Source organism: Providencia xihuensis (assembly GCF_041953405.1).
Lineage (GTDB): Bacteria > Pseudomonadota > Gammaproteobacteria > Enterobacterales > Enterobacteriaceae > Providencia > Providencia vermicola.
On sequence record NZ_CP169565.1, the window covers coordinates 4,351,635 to 4,370,635 of the forward strand.

17 protein-coding genes are annotated in these 19,001 nt (G+C 35.5%); 16 read left to right on the plus strand and 1 reads right to left on the minus strand.

What is annotated here, in order from left to right:
• Nucleotides 1-75: 75 nt before the first annotated feature.
• Entirely contained in the window at nucleotides 76-651 is a 576-nt protein-coding gene (locus ACE2AL_RS19885; protein WP_206085858.1) for a Spy/CpxP family protein refolding chaperone, read from the minus strand.
• A 150-nt stretch (nucleotides 652-801) separates the two neighbouring features.
• Between ACE2AL_RS19885 and cpxR the strand changes: the two genes are divergently transcribed.
• The 16 genes from cpxR to ACE2AL_RS19965 all read left to right on the plus strand — a co-directional run bounded on the left by cpxR (nucleotide 802) and on the right by ACE2AL_RS19965 (nucleotide 18,998).
• Nucleotides 802-1,500, plus strand: a complete 699-nt coding sequence (gene cpxR / locus ACE2AL_RS19890; protein WP_206085856.1) for an envelope stress response regulator transcription factor CpxR — start codon at nucleotides 802-804, stop codon at nucleotides 1,498-1,500.
• Nucleotides 1,497-2,867, plus strand: coding sequence for an envelope stress sensor histidine kinase CpxA (gene cpxA, locus ACE2AL_RS19895; protein ID WP_047756819.1), 1,371 nt, complete (start codon nucleotides 1,497-1,499; stop codon nucleotides 2,865-2,867). Before cpxR ends, cpxA begins: the two co-directional genes overlap by 4 nt.
• 485 nt (nucleotides 2,868-3,352) lie before the next feature.
• Entirely contained in the window at nucleotides 3,353-4,792 is a 1,440-nt protein-coding gene (locus ACE2AL_RS19900; protein WP_375083780.1) for a capsule assembly Wzi family protein, read from the plus strand.
• A gap of 817 nt (nucleotides 4,793-5,609) precedes the next feature.
• Complete coding sequence (locus ACE2AL_RS19905) at nucleotides 5,610-6,800, plus strand: UDP-N-acetylglucosamine 4,6-dehydratase (protein WP_375083781.1); 1,191 nt, start codon at nucleotides 5,610-5,612, stop codon at nucleotides 6,798-6,800.
• A gap of 12 nt (nucleotides 6,801-6,812) precedes the next feature.
• Nucleotides 6,813-7,958 (plus strand): LegC family aminotransferase, encoded by a 1,146-nt coding sequence (locus ACE2AL_RS19910; RefSeq protein WP_375083782.1) that lies wholly within the window; start codon nucleotides 6,813-6,815, stop codon nucleotides 7,956-7,958.
• 12 nt (nucleotides 7,959-7,970) lie between these two features.
• Entirely contained in the window at nucleotides 7,971-9,137 is a 1,167-nt protein-coding gene (gene neuC / locus ACE2AL_RS19915; protein WP_375083783.1) for a UDP-N-acetylglucosamine 2-epimerase, read from the plus strand.
• Nucleotides 9,138-9,147: 10 nt separating this feature from the next.
• A complete protein-coding gene (gene neuB, locus ACE2AL_RS19920; protein WP_375083784.1) occupies nucleotides 9,148-10,221 on the plus strand; it encodes an N-acetylneuraminate synthase in 1,074 nt (357 codons plus the stop codon).
• On the plus strand, nucleotides 10,214-10,861 hold the full coding sequence (locus ACE2AL_RS19925) for an acetyltransferase (RefSeq protein ID WP_349425181.1): 648 nt from the start codon (nucleotides 10,214-10,216) through the stop codon (nucleotides 10,859-10,861). Before neuB ends, ACE2AL_RS19925 begins: the two co-directional genes overlap by 8 nt.
• Before the next feature lie 15 nt (nucleotides 10,862-10,876).
• On the plus strand, nucleotides 10,877-11,944 hold the full coding sequence (locus tag ACE2AL_RS19930) for a nucleotidyltransferase family protein (RefSeq protein ID WP_375083785.1): 1,068 nt from the start codon (nucleotides 10,877-10,879) through the stop codon (nucleotides 11,942-11,944).
• Nucleotides 11,937-12,920: a Gfo/Idh/MocA family protein gene (locus ACE2AL_RS19935; protein WP_375083786.1), complete on the plus strand. Its 984-nt coding sequence runs from the start codon at nucleotides 11,937-11,939 to the stop codon at nucleotides 12,918-12,920. Before ACE2AL_RS19930 ends, ACE2AL_RS19935 begins: the two co-directional genes overlap by 8 nt.
• A 24-nt stretch (nucleotides 12,921-12,944) precedes the next feature.
• The gene (locus tag ACE2AL_RS19940) at nucleotides 12,945-13,634 is read left to right on the plus strand and encodes a cytidylyltransferase domain-containing protein (RefSeq protein ID WP_375083787.1); all 690 of its coding nucleotides are present in this window, start codon (nucleotides 12,945-12,947) and stop codon (nucleotides 13,632-13,634) included.
• Nucleotides 13,634-14,404 (plus strand): oxidoreductase, encoded by a 771-nt coding sequence (locus ACE2AL_RS19945; RefSeq protein WP_375083788.1) that lies wholly within the window; start codon nucleotides 13,634-13,636, stop codon nucleotides 14,402-14,404. The genes ACE2AL_RS19940 and ACE2AL_RS19945 overlap by 1 nt, the downstream gene beginning before the upstream one ends.
• Before the next feature lie 26 nt (nucleotides 14,405-14,430).
• Nucleotides 14,431-15,717, plus strand: coding sequence for an O-antigen polymerase (locus tag ACE2AL_RS19950; protein WP_375083789.1), 1,287 nt, complete (start codon nucleotides 14,431-14,433; stop codon nucleotides 15,715-15,717).
• On the plus strand, nucleotides 15,710-16,918 hold the full coding sequence (locus ACE2AL_RS19955; RefSeq protein ID WP_375083790.1) for a lipopolysaccharide biosynthesis protein: 1,209 nt from the start codon (nucleotides 15,710-15,712) through the stop codon (nucleotides 16,916-16,918). The genes ACE2AL_RS19950 and ACE2AL_RS19955 overlap by 8 nt, the downstream gene beginning before the upstream one ends.
• Entirely contained in the window at nucleotides 16,915-18,039 is a 1,125-nt protein-coding gene (locus ACE2AL_RS19960) for a glycosyltransferase (RefSeq protein WP_375083791.1), read from the plus strand. The genes ACE2AL_RS19955 and ACE2AL_RS19960 overlap by 4 nt, the downstream gene beginning before the upstream one ends.
• Nucleotides 18,036-18,998, plus strand: coding sequence for a hypothetical protein (locus tag ACE2AL_RS19965; RefSeq protein ID WP_375083792.1), 963 nt, complete (start codon nucleotides 18,036-18,038; stop codon nucleotides 18,996-18,998). Before ACE2AL_RS19960 ends, ACE2AL_RS19965 begins: the two co-directional genes overlap by 4 nt.
• The last annotated feature ends 3 nt before the right edge of the window (nucleotides 18,999-19,001 follow it).

The window sequence follows — 19,001 nt, forward strand, 5'->3', positions numbered from 1 at the left end:
ACTACTTACTTCAAAATTAAGGATCTGAAATTAACTTACTTACTCAACTACAACTACGGGTACTCTCAATCTGATTTATTGGAACTGCATCGCTTGATATTCAGCCATTTTGTGTTGGTGAATCTGTTCAAGCTCACTTTTCTGCTCTGGCGTCAATAATTGGTATAATTCATGATGAATTCTTGCCATTTCAACGCGTTGTTCCAATTCTTTTTGCATTCTTTTTTCAAGTTGCTGGCGAACCGCTTTATCATCAAAGCTATCCGCTATAATTAATTTATGTAACGCTTCACGCTCTTGCACTAATGCCGTGCTATCAGTGCGATAATGGCGCTGCGTTGCCATCAAATCACGTAGCTGCTGGCGTTGCTTTTCATTTAATGTGATACCATTAAACATAAATGTGCTGGCGCGTTCTTCACTGCTAAACATGTCATGTGACTGAAATGGCACAACGACTTGGTGAGCTGTCGAAGGTACTTCCTCAGGCTGCATCTGCAACATTAATGGCACTGAGCTTTCATCATTCGCAACGTTCTGTGAAACTTCTGCGAAAGCAATTGTTGGTCCGAACACAAATGCAGAAGCTAAAACTAACATTGCGGTTTTATGTACTGTATTATGTACTTTGCTATGTGTTGTTCTTCGCATTTGACACCTTGTCTCCGAACTGTGCTCGTGATTCAATGTGAATAAATATACACCTGTGGCTGCAAACTAGCGTCAGAGCATGTAAAAGAACGTAAAGTCATGGAATCGTACAGATTGTTATCGTATTTTGGCAGTTGGAGGACTTAAAAAATGCATAAAATCCTATTAGTTGATGACGACCGTGAACTCACGTCGCTCTTAAAAGAACTGCTGGAAATGGAAGGTTTCAATGTCGTCATCGCTTATGATGGTGAACAGGCATTGCAACAGATTGACTCATCCATTGATTTGCTTTTATTGGATGTCATGATGCCGAAAAAAAATGGTATTGAGACACTCAAAGAATTGCGCCAAATTCATCAGACCCCTGTCATTATGTTAACCGCTCGTGGTAGTGAGTTAGATAAAGTACTGGGCTTGGAATTAGGTGCGGATGACTATCTACCAAAACCGTTTAATGACCGTGAGCTCGTGGCACGTATTCGTGCGTTATTACGCCGCTCAAACTGGAGTGAACAAACACAGGATAGCAACAGCAATACCCCTGTATTGCAAGTTGATAAACTGCAACTCAACCCAGGTCGCCAAGAAGCCAGTTTCGATAATGAAATTTTGGACTTAACGGGCACCGAATTCACCTTGTTATATCTGTTAGCACAACATTTAGGCCAAGTAGTTTCACGAGAACACCTTAGCCAAGAAGTTTTGGGTAAACGCCTAACACCGTTTGACCGCGCTATTGATATGCATATTTCGAATTTGCGCCGTAAATTACCAGAACGCACTGATGGCCAACCTTGGTTTAAAACCTTACGTGGCCGTGGTTACTTAATGGTTTCTGCCACATGATCAACAGCTTAACCGCAAGGATCTTTGCGATTTTCTGGTTTACCCTCGCACTAGTGCTAATGCTAGTGCTGATGGTGCCCAAGCTCGACTCTCGGCAAATCACCGTCCTGATGGAAAGTGAACAACGCCAAGGCGAGATGCTTGAGCAACATATTGAAGCCGAACTCGCACAAGCTCCCATGAATGACCTACTTTGGTGGCGTCGGATTTCCAACGCCATCAAAAAATGGGCGCCGCCGGGTCAGCGGCTAATTATTGTCACCAGTGAAGGCCGTGTTATTGGTGCAATGCCAAGTGAAATGCAGGTGATCCGTAACTTTATTGGTCAATCCGATAACGCCGATCACCCCAAAAAGAAAAAATATGGTCGAGCTGAAATTCTCGGGCCGTTCTCTATTCGTGATGGCGAAGACCACTATCAACTCTATTTAGTGCGCCCAGCCAGCAGCCCGCAATCTGACTTTATTAACTTATTGTTTGATAGGCCATTCTTGCTCTTAATTGCCACCATGTTAATCAGTGCCCCACTGTTATTATGGCTATCTTGGAGCTTAGCTCGACCCGCTCGAAAACTCAAAATGGCAGCCGATGATGTCGCCAAAGGGAATTTGCGGCCGCACCCTGAACTGGAAGCTGGGCCTCAAGAGTTCCTCTCCGCAGGGAACAGTTTCAATCAGATGATCAGCGCACTTGATGGCATGGTGAGTGCACAACAGCGCTTAATTTCTGATATTTCACATGAACTACGCACCCCACTCACTCGCTTACAACTGGCAACCGCCCTATTACGCCGTCGCCATGGTGAAAGTAAAGAGCTGGAGCGCATCGAAACCGAAACGCATCGTTTAGATAGCATGATCAATGACTTGTTGGTGCTCTCACGTAGCCAACATAAAAATGAAATTCTGCGCGAAAATATCAAAGCCGATGAACTTTGGGGGGATATTTTAGATGATGCTAGCTTCGAAGCGGAACAGATGAACAAAACGCTCGATATCACCTCAAATCCAGGCCCTTGGCCGTTGTATTGCAATCCTTCAGCGGTGGGCAGTGCGTTTGAAAATATTGTCCGTAATGCGCTGCGTTATTCACATACCCATATTGCTGTTGATTTTAAAGAAGAAAACAACGGTATTTTGATTACTGTGGATGATGATGGCCCAGGTGTTAGCCCTGCAGACCGTGAGCATATCTTCCGCCCATTCTACCGTACCGATGAAGCGCGAGACCGTGAAACTGGCGGTACAGGGTTAGGCTTAGCAATTGTTGAAACTGCGATTACACAGCATAAAGGCTGGGTGAAAGCCGATGACAGCCCTCTGGGCGGGCTAAGGTTACAAATCTGGCTACCTGAGCACGGCCGTTAAGCCATTTCAAACATTACTCCCAAAAGCCTTCTATTTAAAATAGAGGGCTTTTTTATTTCTATTCCCCAAATGGATTTATAAGCACCTAATATAGAATATTCTTATATTGAGTTCCCATAGCAATAAACCCTAAACCATCCTGCAAAATATTAATCTGTTTATTTTAAATTCAAATAACAAAGCAAAATTAAATCTCAATAAAATTGAAATAATAGACACACAAATCTAATGCATATCACATTGCTATATATTTTAATAAGTTACTCTTTCCTATCCCGAATAGTTTAATCTGATATTCTATTTTACTTAATTTAATTGTGATAATTGCTTCTCGACATAACACGGGTGGCTCACCCGTTAAAATTAGCATACTTATAATAAAGCAAAATATCACCACACTTTATATTGGTTTAATTTTTAGAAATTTATTTATCTTTATTGACCTGTTCAATATTAGGCGAACTCAACTTCAAACGGATTTATCAATGAAAAAATTCAAGCTTACCAAGCTGGCAATGCTTGCGGTATTAGGCGCAATGAGCGCACACAGTGTGGCGGGGGGATTAGTCCTACCCAATGATAACTTACGCAGTGATTTAGCATGGCTTTCAGAGCGTAACGTCATTCAAATTAGCTTATCCACTTGGCCACTCTCCCAAGAAGAAATTACCCGCTCGTTGAATAATGCAAATATTACCAATAGCGAACAAGAAGCGATTATTCAGCGTATTAAGAAAAACCTAGACCGTAAAAAGAACAGTGTTCAACTGGAAACGCACTTTGCCTCTAGCCATAACTCTATGCCGCAAGGCTTTGCCCAAAGTGAAAAAAGTGACATTCGTTACACCGTTTCAGGTAACTACAGCACAGACGATGTGGATTTAAACCTCACCGCTAATGGTGAGCGCGCTCTGCGCGTTGAAAATGGTTCTGACTACAACCTCAATGGCTCATATGGTGGTGTAAAAATTTGGAACCAATGGGTCACTTTTGGTGAGATCCCACAATGGTGGGGCCCTGGCCACGACGGCAGCTTAATTCGCACCGATGCTGCTCGCCCTGTCACTGGCTTTTTGCTGCAACGTGCCGACCAAAGCCCATTTGAAACCCCATGGCTTTCTTGGATTGGCTCGTGGCAATATCAGCTCACCGCTGGCCAAATCAAACAATACTCATCCCAGCCAAACACTAAACTGATTGGTTTACGCATGACCATGAACCCAACTGATTTCTTTGAACTCGGCGGTTCCCGCGTGGTGATGTGGGGAGGCGATGGCCGTCCTAATAACTGGAATTCTTTCTGGAATGCCATGGGCGGAAGGGATAATACTGGTGATGTAAATGACGATCCAGGTAACCAACTCGCAGGTTTAGACTTTAAACTGAAACTTTACCCATTAATCGATCTACCTGTCAGCTTATATGGCCAAATGGTCGGTGAAGATGAAGCCAACCTTTTTCCATCGAAAAATGCCTTTATGGGCGGTATCGAGGGCTATCACACGCTATGGGGTCAACCATTAAATTGGTATATTGAAGGCGCGAATACTCACACTGAGTGGGATAAAGACGGCGTTATGTATCGCCACTTTATTTACAAAAATGGTTATTACCAACAAGGTGCATCATTAGGCCATGGTATGGGTGGTGATGGACGTATGTTAACCACCAAAGTGGAATATACCCTTGATGATGATAACCGTGTTAGCACACGTTTGATGTATGCGAAAGTGAATAAGTCTAACTTTGACGGCAACAAGTTATTCCCTAAATCTGAAACCATCAAAGGTGTTGATATGGGTTGGTGGCATAACTTTGACAATGACGTCAGTACTGACGCAAAAGTGTGGGTTTCAAAAACCGATTATGAAACACGCAATGATGTCGGTGCCGCAGTGACGGTAAACGTGCCATTTAAGTGGTAATCATCTTATAGTCACAAGCCATGCTTATTATTGAAATGGATTATGGGTAAACTATAATCCATTAGGTTGCTGACAAAGCAGGATAAAAGCGTGGTTTTCCTGCTTTGTGTTATCAGCCGAAAATCAATTCTTTGATTTTCCTTTGTTTTTTCAAAACCTATCCAACCTGCAGCCAAGCCTAATCGGTTTGGCTGCAGTCTGACGGATTATAGGTAAACTATAATCCGTTTTTTTGCCAATTTGTTTCTGTTTTGCAGTAAAACATATCTGGCTGAAAAATAAACGTAAAAATTGGGTAAATTAATATTATCAATCACGCATATTATTAATCCATCGTAACGCCAAATTCGCGTAAAAATAGGTATGTTTTATTTTTGAGCTAATTATATCCATATTAAATGCAATGATATAAAAGACTTAACTTAAGCAAAATATTTAATCACGGAACAAGCGTATAATAAGAATTATAACCTGATAATTTAAAATAACTTATTCATTTGATACTCCTATTAGGACTATTCTCTAACACAATCGCAGTGATAGTCACTACCTAGGTTTGGTGGTATTATTAAGCGCTTTTGCTTGACCCGATTCGCCATGAGGCATACCCTTTGGGCGGCAAAAAACAATAAGCCATGCTTATCAATTGAACGCGATAGCAAAAAATGTAACGTTTTCAATTAATAAGTATGCATTTACAAATTCAATGGTGCTCTGGGACCCGACAACCCAGTGCGGTAGCTATGGGTTGTTATTAAATATTAATAATAGATTGAATAATCCATAGTTCAAATTTAATTAAATTGGTCTCTGAATTATGAATCAAATACTCCCTCTTATCGGTCGTTCTAATGCTTTATTTAGTCAAGACATTAAGGCTCATGAAAACGAACTTATTAAAATAGTTAGTCAATCACGTTTTTTAGTTCTAGGTGGGGCTGGTTCAATTGGTCAAGCTGTAACGAAAGAGATATTTAAACGTAACCCTAAAAAACTTCATGTTGTTGATATTAGCGAAAACAACATGGTTGAATTAGTGAGAGATATTCGCAGCTCATTTGGTTATATCAATGGCGATTTCCAAACCTTTGCTTTAGATATTGGTTCCATCGAATATGATGCTTTTATTAAGGCTGATGGTCAGTATGACTATGTGCTTAATTTATCTGCACTAAAACATGTCCGCAGTGAAAAAGACCCATTTACCCTAATGCGCATGATTGACGTCAATATTTTTAATACCGATAAAACAATCCAACAATCAATTAATTCGGGTGTTAAAAAATACTTTTGCGTATCTACCGATAAGGCCGCTAATCCAGTCAATATGATGGGTGCATCAAAACGTATTATGGAAATGTTCTTAATGCGTCGAAGCGAGAAAATCGAAATCTCAACAGCACGTTTTGCCAATGTCGCCTTTTCTGATGGCTCGCTTCTCCACGGATTTGATCAACGAATTCGAAAACAACAACCTATCGTTGCTCCTAATGATATTAAACGCTACTTCGTTACACCTCAAGAGTCAGGTGAGTTATGTTTAATGTCTTGTATTTTTGGAGAAAATAGAGACATTTTCTTCCCCAAACTTAGTGAAGCCCTTCACCTTATTACCTTTGCTGATATTGCAGTTAAATACCTAAAACAACGTGGCTATGAACCCCATTTATGTAAAGATGAGGACGAAGCTAGAGAACTCGCTAAAACACTGCCAGCCCAAGGTAAATGGCCTTGCCTCTTCACATCAAGCGATACGACTGGTGAAAAAGATTTCGAAGAGTTTTTCACTGACAAAGAAGAACTTGATATGATCCGTTTTGAAAACCTCGGCATCATTAAAAATGAAGCTAACTACCAACCAGATCTCCTAAACTTTTTTGAAAAAAACATTGAACAAATGAAAGCAAAAAAAGAATGGAAAAAAGAACAAATCGTTGAGCTATTTTTCAAAATGATCCCTGATTTTGGTCATCAAGAAACAGGTAAATATCTCGATAGTAAAATGTAAGGTCACAACATAATGAAACCACAAGCACTGATAGAGTTTATTCGAGACACATACAAAACTAATGATTTTATTCCCCTGCATGCCCCTACATTCACAGGCAATGAAAAAAATTATGTTGTGGAAACGATCGATAGCACTTTCGTCTCCAGTGTTGGGAAATTCGTTGACGAATTTGAACGAAAAATGGAAGCGTTTACTGGTAGCGCTCGAGCTGTTGCTACCGTTAATGGAACCGCAGCATTACATACCGCACTTTATATGGCTGGTGTTCGTGCGAACGATTTAGTGATTACTCAAGCATTAACCTTTGTTGCCACTTGTAATGCACTCTATCATATGGGTGCCCAACCTATTTTTGTCGACGTATCCCCTATCAGTTTAAGCCTATGCCCTAAAGCGGTAGAACAATATCTCGAAGAACATGCTGAACTCACTGAAGACGGCTGCTTTCATAAACAAACAAAGCAAGCAATTAAAGCCGTCGTTCCAATGCATACATTCGGTCATCCAGCTGAACTCGATGAACTGCTTATCGTGTGTAAAAAATGGGGCTTAGCTCTAGTAGAAGATGCAGCAGAGAGCTTAGGTTCTTTCTACAAAGGTAAACATACTGGCACGCTTGGTGAATTTGCCGCACTGAGCTTTAATGGTAATAAAATTATTACCACAGGTGGCGGCGGAATGGTTCTCTGTTCCACAGAAAAAGCGGGAAAACACACAAAGCACGTCACCACGACAGCCAAAATTCCTCACCCATATGAATTTTTCCACGATGAGCCAGGCTTTAATTATCGCCTACCAAATTTAAACGCAGCTTTAGGTTGTGCTCAAATGGAGCATTTATCTTTATTTTTAGAACAAAAGCGCAAGTTAGCGAATCAATATCAAAATTTCTTTGCAGGTAGTGATTATCAATTTGTTGTTGAGCCATCTTATGCTCAATCTAACTATTGGTTAAATGCGGTAATTTGTGCAGATGCCAAATTACGCGATGAACTACTAGAAAAAACCAATGCAGCAGGAGTGATGACTCGCCCTATTTGGAAACTAATGCACCGTTTACCAATGTTTAAAGATGCTTTATGCGGTGATCTTCAACAGTCAGAGTTTATTGAAGCACACTTGATTAACTTGCCTAGTACTCCTATTTTAGTTTAAGAAGAACTTTAAATGAAAAATATAGCTGTATTTACTGGTACTCGTGCTGAATATGGGCTCTTATTTTGGCTCTTAAAGGATATACAAGCAGATCCTGAACTAAATCTACAACTTATCGTTTCAGGAATGCATTTATCTCCTGAGTTTGGAGAAACATACCAACAAATAGAGCAAGATGGATTTAATATTACTGAGAAAATAGAAATATTACTATCTTCTAACTCCCCCGTTGGAACTGCAAAAAGTATGGGGCTTGGTATACTTGGTTTTAGTGATGCATTTTCTAGAATAAAACCAGATGCTCTCATTATACTTGGAGATCGGTTTGAAGCATTAGCCGCCGCACAAACCGCAATGATTTTGCGAATTCCTGTGATTCACTTACATGGAGGAGAAATCACGGAAGGTGCTTATGATGATGCAATTCGCCATGCAATCACCAAGCTTAGTTATTTACATGGAACCTCAACAGAAGAATACCGCCAACGAGTTATCCAACTTGGAGAGAGCCCTGAGCGGGTAAAAAATATAGGGGCTATTGGTTTAGATCATCTTAAAAGAGGCCAGTTTCTAAGGCTTCAAGATCTCAGTAGAGCTTTAAATTTTAAATTAGAAAAACCCTATTTTTTAGTCACATACCATCCAGTGACATTAGCTGATGAGTCCCCTGAAAAAAGCTTTCAAGCAATTTTGGGTGCACTAGATCAATATCCTGACTATCAAGTTATTTTAACCTATCCAAATGCTGATGATGGTGGCCGACGAATTATCCCTATGCTAGAAGCATACGCTACTGGAAATCCTGAACGAGCTCTCGCTATACCATCCCTTGGTCAGCTCCGTTATCTCAGTGCAGTCAAACATGCTGCTGCAGTTATTGGTAACTCCTCAAGTGGTATCATTGAAGTACCGTCATTTAACGTACCAACAGTTAACATAGGTGTTCGACAAAAAGGTCGGCTGGCTGCGGAAAGTGTTTTAAATTGTTCTGCTAACTCAAAATCGATATACGATACAATCCAATTAGCACTTAACATGCGTTATGGTCTTAATAATGAGAATGTCATAAATCCTTATGGTCAGGGTGATAGTAGCAGCCAAGTAATTGAAATGATAAAAACATTGCATTTTGAGCCTTGTAAAAAATTTTTTGACTTACCATTTGAACTGAAACAATAGGGCACAATATATGACTATTATTATCGCTGAGGCGGGTGTTAATCATAATGGTAGTGAAAAACTAGCATTTGAACTTGTTGATGCAGCTTTCAATGCTGGTGCGGATATCGTTAAATTCCAGACATTTAAAGCTAAGAATTTGGTTACAGAACATGCGGAACAAGCTACATATCAAGTTAAAAATACACAAAAACAAGAATCGCAACTTGCAATGCTAAATCGGTTGGAACTTTCCTATGACACTCATCACAAACTTATTAAGTATTGCAATAAATTAGGTATTGAATTTTTATCCACTGCATTTGATGATGAAAGTCTTGATTTTTTAGTGGCTGACCTCGGTTTAACTCGCTTAAAAATTCCTTCAGGAGAATTAACAAATGCGCCATTAGTGCTCAAGCATGCACGCAGTGGTTGTGATCTAATAGTATCCACAGGAATGGCAACATTAGCTGAAATTGAGATGGCATTAAGTGTAATTGCTTTTGGTTATACCAAAGATAAAAATGTGATTCCTTCAATATCTGCCTTCCAAGAAGCATATGCGTCCAAAGCAGGACAAAAAGCATTAAAAACTAAAGTTACGTTATTGCATTGTACCACTGAATATCCAGCTCCAATGGAAGAAATTAATCTATATGCGATGGATACTTTGGGCCTTGCATTTTCTCTACCGATGGGATATTCAGATCATAGTGAAGGAATTACAATTCCAATTGCCGCTACTGCTCGCGGGGCTGTATTAATTGAAAAACATTTTACTCTTGATAAAAATATGGAAGGTCCTGATCATAAGGCATCTCTAGAACCTCAAGAGTTAACCGAAATGGTGAGGGCCATACGACAAGTCGAGCTTGCTTTAGGCTCTAGAATAAAAACACCAACCATATCTGAAATCAATAATAAATCAGTTGCTCGTAAAAGTTTAGTTGCTGCTAAACGAATTAAAGCTGGTGATACATTTAGTTCTGAAAACCTAACAATTAAACGACCTGGAAATGGAATATCACCATATAGATACTGGGACATCCTAGGGAATACCTCCCATAATGAGTATTATCCTGGAGATTTAATTCTTGAGTAATAGAAAGCCAGTCGTCATTATTGGCGGGGGTGGTCATGCAAGTGTATTAGCGGATATATTACACAATCAAGGTAGGGAAATTCTTTCCGTTGTTTGCCCTGATGATATACGGGTGAGAGCTATTTTTAAAAACCTCCCACATTTAATACATGACCATGAAATTAAAAAGTTTCACCCAGATGAAATCTTATTAATTAATGGAATAGGTATACTTCCAAACTCGAATTTACGAACCAAAGTGAGCTCATACTTTACATCGTTGGGCTATCAATTTGATAGTGTCATCGCTGATAGTGCCATTGTCTCCAATTATGCAACACTTCACTCTAGCGTACAAATTTTACCAAGAGCAGTAATTCAAGCTGGCGCTATCATTAAAGACAATACCATTGTTAATACTGGGGCAATAGTTGAACATGATTGTGTAATTGGATGCAATAACCATATTGCCCCTGCTTCCACTATTTGTGGCGAAGTTACAACGTTTGATGATGTATTTATCGGTGCTAATGCAACTATCATTCAAGGTATTAGCATAGCTCAAGGCTCAGTCATTGGAGCTGGTGCAATAATTACACAAGATATTTCTTTATCAAGTATTTGTTACCCAAGCCCAATTACCGTCAAAACAAATAAATAGGTTTAAAGGGATTCTATGAGTTATCGTTGGAAAAATGTGCTTATTAATACAGAAAACACTATTCGTGAAGCATTAGAAATTATAAATAATGAAGCTTTACGCGTTGCGCTTGTAATTGATGAGGAACAACACTTAGTCGGTATTGTTACTGATGGAGATATCCGCAGAGGATTACTAAATAATCTACAGTTAAATGATTCTATATCCTTAATTATGAATCAATCACCTACTACTGCTAAAGTAGGAACTTCACGTCAAAAACTTCTTGAATTGATGGAATCAAAAAGTATTTTATCAATACCAATACTTGACGATGAAAATAGAATAGTTGGTTTAGAAACTCTCAGTAACTCTCCTAATAAAAAAACATACCAAAATCCAGTGTTTATTATGGCTGGTGGATTCGGTACTCGTTTACGTCCACTGACCGATAGCTGCCCAAAACCTATGTTAAAGATTGGAGATAAACCAATCCTTGAAACAGTTATTTTTAGCTTTATCTCTGCTGGATTCGTTAATTTTTATATATCGACTCATTATATGCCAGAACAGATCCAAGAACACTTTGGCAATGGTAATGAATTAGGTGTTAAAATCTCATATATCCACGAAGAAGTGCCTCTAGGTACAGGAGGAGCCCTTGGTTTACTTCCTAAAGACTTACCCAAAGACCTCCCTCTCATCATGATGAATGGTGATGTCCTTACTAATGTAGATTTTAAGCGTTTACTTGATTTCCATGTCTTACATGACGCAGATGCTACTATGTGTGTCCGAGAATATGACTACCAAATCCCATATGGTGTCATCAATGGTGAAGGCAATAAAATTACTAGTATGGTTGAAAAACCTATACAGCGTTTTTTTGTGAACGCTGGTATCTATGTAGTTTCTCCTAGAGTAATAAACTCGGTTCCTAAAAATCACCGTATAGATATGCCAACGTTACTCGAGCAGCATATGAATGAACGAAATAATATTTTAATGTTCCCGATTTATGAGTATTGGTTAGATATTGGCCGAATGGATGACTTTAATAGGGCTCAAGTTGATATCAAAACCTTAAGGTTCAATCATGAATAATATTGCTGTAATTGGTTTAGGTAATATTGCAAGCAGACATCGACGTAATCTAAAGTTTTTATTTCCTGACGCAAAGATATACGCTATGTCGGCTAGTGGACGTATTCCAGCTGAAAATATAAGCGACTGTGATAAATTGGTTACGTCTATTGATGAACTAATTCTAGAAGATGTTCAATTTGTTATTATTGCTTCACCCGCCACTTTTCATTCACTCCATGCAATTCCATTAATTAAGGAAAATATTCCAGTATTAATTGAAAAACCTGTTACATCTACTTTAAAAGATGCAAAAAAACTTCAAGAAATAGCTGATAAATATAGTACTCCTATAGCCGTGGGATATTGCTTACGTTACCTGACATCAGCACAAGTGATAAAAGAAATAATAGAAGCGCAGCAAATCGGCTCATTATCTTATGTAAATATTGAAATCGGGCAGTACTTACCAGATTGGAGACCAGATAAAGATTATCGTAGTTGTGTATCTGCAAATTCCAAACTAGGTGGCGGAGCATTATTAGAGCTTAGCCACGAAATTGATTATACACAATGGCTGTTAGGGACTTTGCACCTACAATATGCTATATTACAATGCTCTGAACAATTAAATTTAGACATAGAAGATAATGTAAATATACTTGCAACAACTAGCGATAACACCATCGTTAACATTCACTTAGATTTTTTACAGCGCAAAGCATATAGACACTGTAGATTTGTAGGAACTACTGGTTCATTAGAGTGGGATTTAATCAAAAACGAAATTATTTTAACAACAAAAAATCAAATTACTACCTTATACAGTGAGCCCGAATGGGATAAAAATAATATGTATTTAAAAATGCTGCTAGATTTTATTGAAAAAATAAATGGAAGAAAAAATCAGTCAGTAACATTATCTGAATCAATTAGAACCATTCAATTTATTGAAAATATTAAAAAAACTTATCCAATCACTATGATATCAAAGTGATAATGAAATATAGGTTCGTTCCCAATGAAAAATTTTGCATTTATTTTTGCTCGTGGTGGTTCCAAAGGGTTACCTCATAAAAATATTAAGTTATTAGCTGGTAAACCATTATTACAATATTCAATTGATATCGCAAAAAATACCTCCTCTATTGATAAAATATTTGTATCAACTGATGATGAAGATATTGCTAAAATTGCTAAATTAAATGGAGCAATTGTGATTCCTCGCCCCAAAGAGTTAGCAAGCGATACCAGTCCTGAATGGCTCTCATGGCGCCATGCAATTGATTGGGTAGAAAAATATTATGGTCAATTTGATGGGTTTGTCAGTCTGCCAGCAACAAGTCCGTTACGTAGTATTCAAGATGTAGAAGATGCTATTGCTAAAAGAGAGAACGAACAAGCAGATATTTGCATTTCTGTCACCCCATCAAGCCGTAGTCCTTATTTTAACATGGTAAAAAAAACAGCAAATGGATTTGTGGAGATAGTTAATCCACCTAATGATGAAGTGACCCGCCGACAAGATGCACCTTCAGTATTCGATATAACAACTGTTGTTTACGCAACAACTCCTAAATTTGTTCAAAATAATTATGGGCTTTTTTCAGGACAAGTAACCTGCATAGTAATACCTAAAGATCGTGCGGTTGATATAGATGATATTTATGATTTTCGCCTAGCTGAAGCTATTATTATGGAGTACAAATAATGGGAAATTTATTAGCAGATAAAAATATTTTAGTTATTGGTGCCGGTGGCTTATTGGGATCTACATTAGTAGCTGAATTATTAAATCAAAAAGTAAAAGTTATTGCAGCAGATATAAATCTAGAAACGATGAATGATCGATTAAAATCGATAAATATTAATACAAAAAATTCGAATATTCATCTTTTACAATGTAACATTGTAGATAAAGAATCAATAAAAAAAGTGTTAGATAGTGCACTTGAAATCGACGGTGCAGTTAATACAACTTACCCTAGAAATAATAAATATGGCAGCCACTTTTTCGATGTATCCTTAGAAAGCTTTAACGAAAATTTATCATTACATTTAGGTAGTTCATTTTTATTTACGCAACAATGTGCAGCTTATTTTTTGAGACATAAAAAGCCATTTTCTCTAGTCAACATATCTTCAATATATGGGGTAATTGCACCTAAGTTTGAAATATATGAGAAAACGAGCATGACCATGCCAGTTGAATACGCAGCTATTAAATCGGCTATACTCCACTTAAATAAATATGTTGTTTCTTATATAAATGATAGTAAATTCAGGATTAATTGCGTTAGCCCTGGTGGTATATTTGACTCTCAACCAGAAGAATTCCTGAAGGCTTATAAAGCTAATACCCACGGTGAAGGAATGCTCAATGTGAAAGAAATCATTGGTACCATAACATTTTTATTATCGGATCAGTCGAGATACGTTACAGGGCAGAATATCATTGTTGACGATGGATTTTCTCTATAAATTTAACTACAAAAAAAGATTGCTCTATGATAATTGAAGAAATATTAATAATATTATCTACATGCCTTTTATCCTTTATTATTTTCTATAGAATAAAGAGAATTAGCATAGTTTCTTCTGAATGTATTTTTTTGTTATTTTTCTTTTTTTATTGTGTGCTAGGCTCTCTAATTTTATTACTTGGCCTTGACAGTAAAAGATTAAATGATATATACATTAATTATGATATACTTCTTAAAATATGGATGTACTGCTCTATTTCAATAGTAATCATAATAACCATTTTGATATTGTTTAAAAGAGGACAAACTTCAGCGCCATTAGTTTTAGAAAAGAAAAACATACCTGGTAATTTCACAACACTATTAATAACCGGCATTATTTGTTTAATTTCAATTTATTATATTATATCCACTGACTCACCTATATATTTATTATTAAAGTCGGGAAATATAGTTGAAGCATTCTATGCCCGACAGACTGAAGTGAACGATAGTGGTTTTTTTAAAGAACAACACATCAAGTTCATTACTAATGAAATTAGTTTTTATTGGACCCTGTATTTATTTTGCAATTATATTTACAACAAAAAATATAAGACATTATTTTTTATTTCTTTCATTATTCTAAGTATTACTCTTGCTAGTAATTTATCTAAAGGCGGCGTTGTTTTTCTAATTGCCTCTTTGGGGATATTATATTTATTTAAGAAAAATAAGAAACTAACATTCTCATGGATTTTTTCCGGAACAGTGTTAATTGTCTCTGTAGCCACAATAATACAATATTATTTATTGCCAACTGACGGTAATTTTAATTTATTGTCTATTTCGGGTTCGGTTCTAAGCAGAATAACAACAGGGCAATTAGCTCCAGCTTATTATGTCATTGAATATATAAAGAATTCGGACTTTTTATATGGAACTACATTGCCCAATCCTAAATCAATACTACCTTTTACATTTTTTGACTTGGAAACAAAAACCTGGGAGTTAATGAACTCATATCGTTCAAGTATAGGATTAACTTATAAAAACCCGACTGTATTTTGGGCTGATGCCTATGCAAACTTTGGATTATTCGGTGTAATACTCTACTCTTGTATTGTAGGCTTTATTTTAGTAACAATAGATACAATTTTTTTAAATAAAAAAGAGATAACTCTTCCTAGTTTAGCCTTATTAGTATACTTAAGCTTTCATTACGCACGCCTTTCAGGTAAAGCTCTTGGACCATTTTTTTGGGATTTAAATTTACTTTCTGTTCTTGTTTTTTATTTTATGCTAAATAGGCTCACTAAAAATAATGAATGAAATATTTAAAAAAATACTTGCCTATGGTGGAATTGAACTATTAAATAAGTCTATTCCATTCATTTTACTTCCCATCCTTACAAGATATTTAACTCCCAGTGAATATGGAACAGTCACTACGTATCAACTAACATGGCAGCTATTATCTATAGTTCTTAGTTTTGGCTTCACAAGTCTACTCACGGTGGGATATCATAAAAATAATTATGATGATTTTATCAACCTAAAAAATCAAATATTTTCAACCTCCTTTTATTTAGGAATAATGATTTTTATAATTTTATGCATTTCCATATACAGCTTTAAACTAAATATAGTATATATATATATTCTCTTATCCGCATTATTATTATCTCTAGTTAACTACTGTTTAGCTATTAACCAAACACAAAAAAAAATCGCTAACTATGCCATAATTCAACTTATATTAACAGCCTCTAATATGTCCTTTTCAGTAATTCTAGTCATTTATCTAAGCTTGGGAATTGATGGGAGACTAATTGGCTTTTTATTATCTCCTTTTTTTGCACTCGCAGCATGCTTTTTTATCAAAAATGTATCGTCTAGCGCGTTAAAATTAAAGTTTTTCAACTTTTCATTATTAAAAAATGGGACGCCATTACTTATACACCAGATTATAAACTGGAGCAGATATTCTATAGATAAATATATGATTTTATTTTTACTTGGAAACTATTCACTAGGAATATATAATATCAACTTTCAACTAGCTTTTTCTCTTAGCATTCTTGTTTTAGTTGTAAATCGAGTTATCCAGCCTATTCTTTTTGAACAATTAAAAAACAATAAAAGTACAATAAAAATATTTTTACTTCAAATAGCTATTGCTGTTTTTGGCCTCATATTTATTTACTTACTAATTTATTTTTTTGGGGTTTTTATTATAGGTTCAAAATTTACTATAGAAAATAACATTTTCATTACATTATTAGTTTCTTTTTTCATACAAGGAATTTATCTATCATTATGTAACTATCTATATTACTATCAATTAAATAAGCAAATTATGAGTAATTCATTACTATCCCTATTATCTGCTTCTGCTATACCCTTTACTATGATTTATTTTTTTGGTTTCGTTGGCGCTGCTTATGGAACACTTTTCTCAACAGCTGTTCTAACTATATTTACCTATTTCACATTACACAAAAACAAAATACTTCCTTGGGATAGAAAATGAAAATTGGATATATTGCGAAAAACATTCCGTTACCTGGATATAAAGAAAACCCAATAATTTTAAAACAAGCAAATATATTTAAAAAAACAGAACATGAAGTAATATTTTATTACCCTGATGAGCATCTCCCTTTCAATTTAACCAAACTTTTACCTCTAAGATTTGCTAAACGAATAAAAGCCTCGTCTAAATTAAATAATTCGTTTATTTCCCACGATATTCACATAAATAAATTAAATTATTACCGTATTTATTCAACTCCATATATAGAGTGGATTTTTATAAAGAATAAATCATATAATATTGACTCCGATATAAAAATAATACATGCACATTTTATTTTCCCAGATGGTCTGATAGCCTTAAGTTTATTTAAAAAAAACAACATCCCATATGTTATTACCGTTCGGGAAGGCGATTTTAAAAATGCAAATAAAAATTTTTTAAATAAAAAAATCATGAAGACAGTTCTCGATAATGCAAAAGCAATTATAGCACTTACATACAGCCTAGAAAAAAAAATTAAGTTATTTAATCCAACTGCACCGATATACAGGGTTGGAAACCTACTTGATAATACTTTTTATCATACTCATTATGTACCATCCAATTCAAATAGAATAACAATTTCTGTTGTATCTAACCTTATTTCAAGAAAAAACATCGATTGGCTCATTGAATATCATAATTTAAAAAAATCCTTTAACCTTATCATTTGTGGAGATGGGCCGTTGAATAAAGAATTAAAAAAAAAATCAAATGCAGAAATTATATTTACTGGTTATTTAGATACTGAAGGCATAAAAAAAGTCCTAGACAAATCGGATGTTTTTGTACTTCCTAGTGTAAATGAAACATTTGGTATGGCATATATTGAAGCTGCTTCTCGACATAATATTGTTATTGGAATGGAAGGTACAGGAATTTATGAACCTGGTCTTGATGGATTTTATTTCGCTAAAAACAAACTCCACCTTTATAAAATACTTGATATGGTTATTGGGTTTCCAACCAATTATATAGAGGAATTAAAAAAATTAGCATATAATCATTCTTTGAGCTTTAAGGAAAACATTATCAAAGATAAACTTTTAAAGATTTATAAAGAACATTGCTTATGAATATTTTTTTTGTTAACTCCGCATTTCAATTAATCATACTAAACAAATTATTAATCGAAAAAAGCATTAAAAGTGGTATTTTGGTTATTAAAAAAAACAAATCAGACAATTATCAACTTTCATATCAAATAGAAAAAATCAAAAAATCAAGCAAAATAAAAGTAATATATACTCCTAATAGTCTTTTATTGTTTAACTTATTTTCATTGATTACTTTTTTTTGTCAGAAAATTTTTATTGGTGATATAAAATCAATATACTATCACTCAGCCATTCGCTTCACGAATTCAAAAAAAATCTTTTTTTTTGATGATGGGTTTTCTAGTTTGTTAATATTAGATCTACTGAAAAATGGCCTTCCTATCCCAATGTTAAATGGTGGTGCTAACCTTTCAACAAAGAAAAAACTTGCATTTGAAATTTTAAATATCAAATACAAAGAAGTGCCAATTGATTCATTTACATTTTACTCTATATTTGCTGATAGCTCATTTAACAATGTAGAAAAAATAACAATATTAGACAATGAAAATTTCTCACCATTAAATAGCTCATCTATTTTTTTAGGTGGAAAATATGTCGATATAAAAATATTAAATTTTGAGAGTTATTGTAATGCGATTATTAAAGCCTATGATATTTCATATGGAAATCTTGTATATATACCTCACAGAGCTGAATCAAAAGAATTCTTAGATAAATTAAAAAAACAAATCCCATATATAGTTATAACCGTAATTGACAAACCAATTGAACTATATTTAATTGAGAACCAATGGGCACCTAAATTTGTTTTTTCAATCTATTCTACTGCGCTATTTACCCTAGCAAACCTTTTTCCAACTTCAAATGTTTACTTTAAAAGTATAAACATTGATTTAATACCAAACCAATATCAAAAATCTCTGAGATCGCTATATCATTTTTTGACAACATCTCAACGATTTATTTCTTATTAGATT

Excerpts from the sequence above, each read along its gene's own strand:
- neuB (WP_375083784.1), top strand. The coding sequence starts at position 9,148 with ATGACTATTATTATCGCTGAGGCGGGTGTTAATCATAATGGTAGTGAA.
- ACE2AL_RS19945 (WP_375083788.1), top strand. The coding sequence starts at position 13,634 with ATGGGAAATTTATTAGCAGATAAAAATATTTTAGTTATTGGTGCCGGT.
- ACE2AL_RS19910 (WP_375083782.1), top strand. The coding sequence starts at position 6,813 with ATGAAACCACAAGCACTGATAGAGTTTATTCGAGACACATACAAAACT.
- ACE2AL_RS19950 (WP_375083789.1), top strand. The coding sequence starts at position 14,431 with ATGATAATTGAAGAAATATTAATAATATTATCTACATGCCTTTTATCC.
- ACE2AL_RS19905 (WP_375083781.1), top strand. The coding sequence starts at position 5,610 with ATGAATCAAATACTCCCTCTTATCGGTCGTTCTAATGCTTTATTTAGT.
- ACE2AL_RS19935 (WP_375083786.1), top strand. The coding sequence starts at position 11,937 with ATGAATAATATTGCTGTAATTGGTTTAGGTAATATTGCAAGCAGACAT.
- ACE2AL_RS19900 (WP_375083780.1), top strand. The coding sequence starts at position 3,353 with ATGAAAAAATTCAAGCTTACCAAGCTGGCAATGCTTGCGGTATTAGGC.
- cpxR (WP_206085856.1), top strand. The coding sequence starts at position 802 with ATGCATAAAATCCTATTAGTTGATGACGACCGTGAACTCACGTCGCTC.
- ACE2AL_RS19940 (WP_375083787.1), top strand. The coding sequence starts at position 12,945 with ATGAAAAATTTTGCATTTATTTTTGCTCGTGGTGGTTCCAAAGGGTTA.
- ACE2AL_RS19930 (WP_375083785.1), top strand. The coding sequence starts at position 10,877 with ATGAGTTATCGTTGGAAAAATGTGCTTATTAATACAGAAAACACTATT.
- cpxA (WP_047756819.1), top strand. The coding sequence starts at position 1,497 with ATGATCAACAGCTTAACCGCAAGGATCTTTGCGATTTTCTGGTTTACC.
- neuC (WP_375083783.1), top strand. The coding sequence starts at position 7,971 with ATGAAAAATATAGCTGTATTTACTGGTACTCGTGCTGAATATGGGCTC.
- ACE2AL_RS19965 (WP_375083792.1), top strand. The coding sequence starts at position 18,036 with ATGAATATTTTTTTTGTTAACTCCGCATTTCAATTAATCATACTAAAC.
- ACE2AL_RS19960 (WP_375083791.1), top strand. The coding sequence starts at position 16,915 with ATGAAAATTGGATATATTGCGAAAAACATTCCGTTACCTGGATATAAA.
- ACE2AL_RS19885 (WP_206085858.1), bottom strand. The coding sequence starts at position 651 with ATGCGAAGAACAACACATAGCAAAGTACATAATACAGTACATAAAACC.
- ACE2AL_RS19955 (WP_375083790.1), top strand. The coding sequence starts at position 15,710 with ATGAATGAAATATTTAAAAAAATACTTGCCTATGGTGGAATTGAACTA.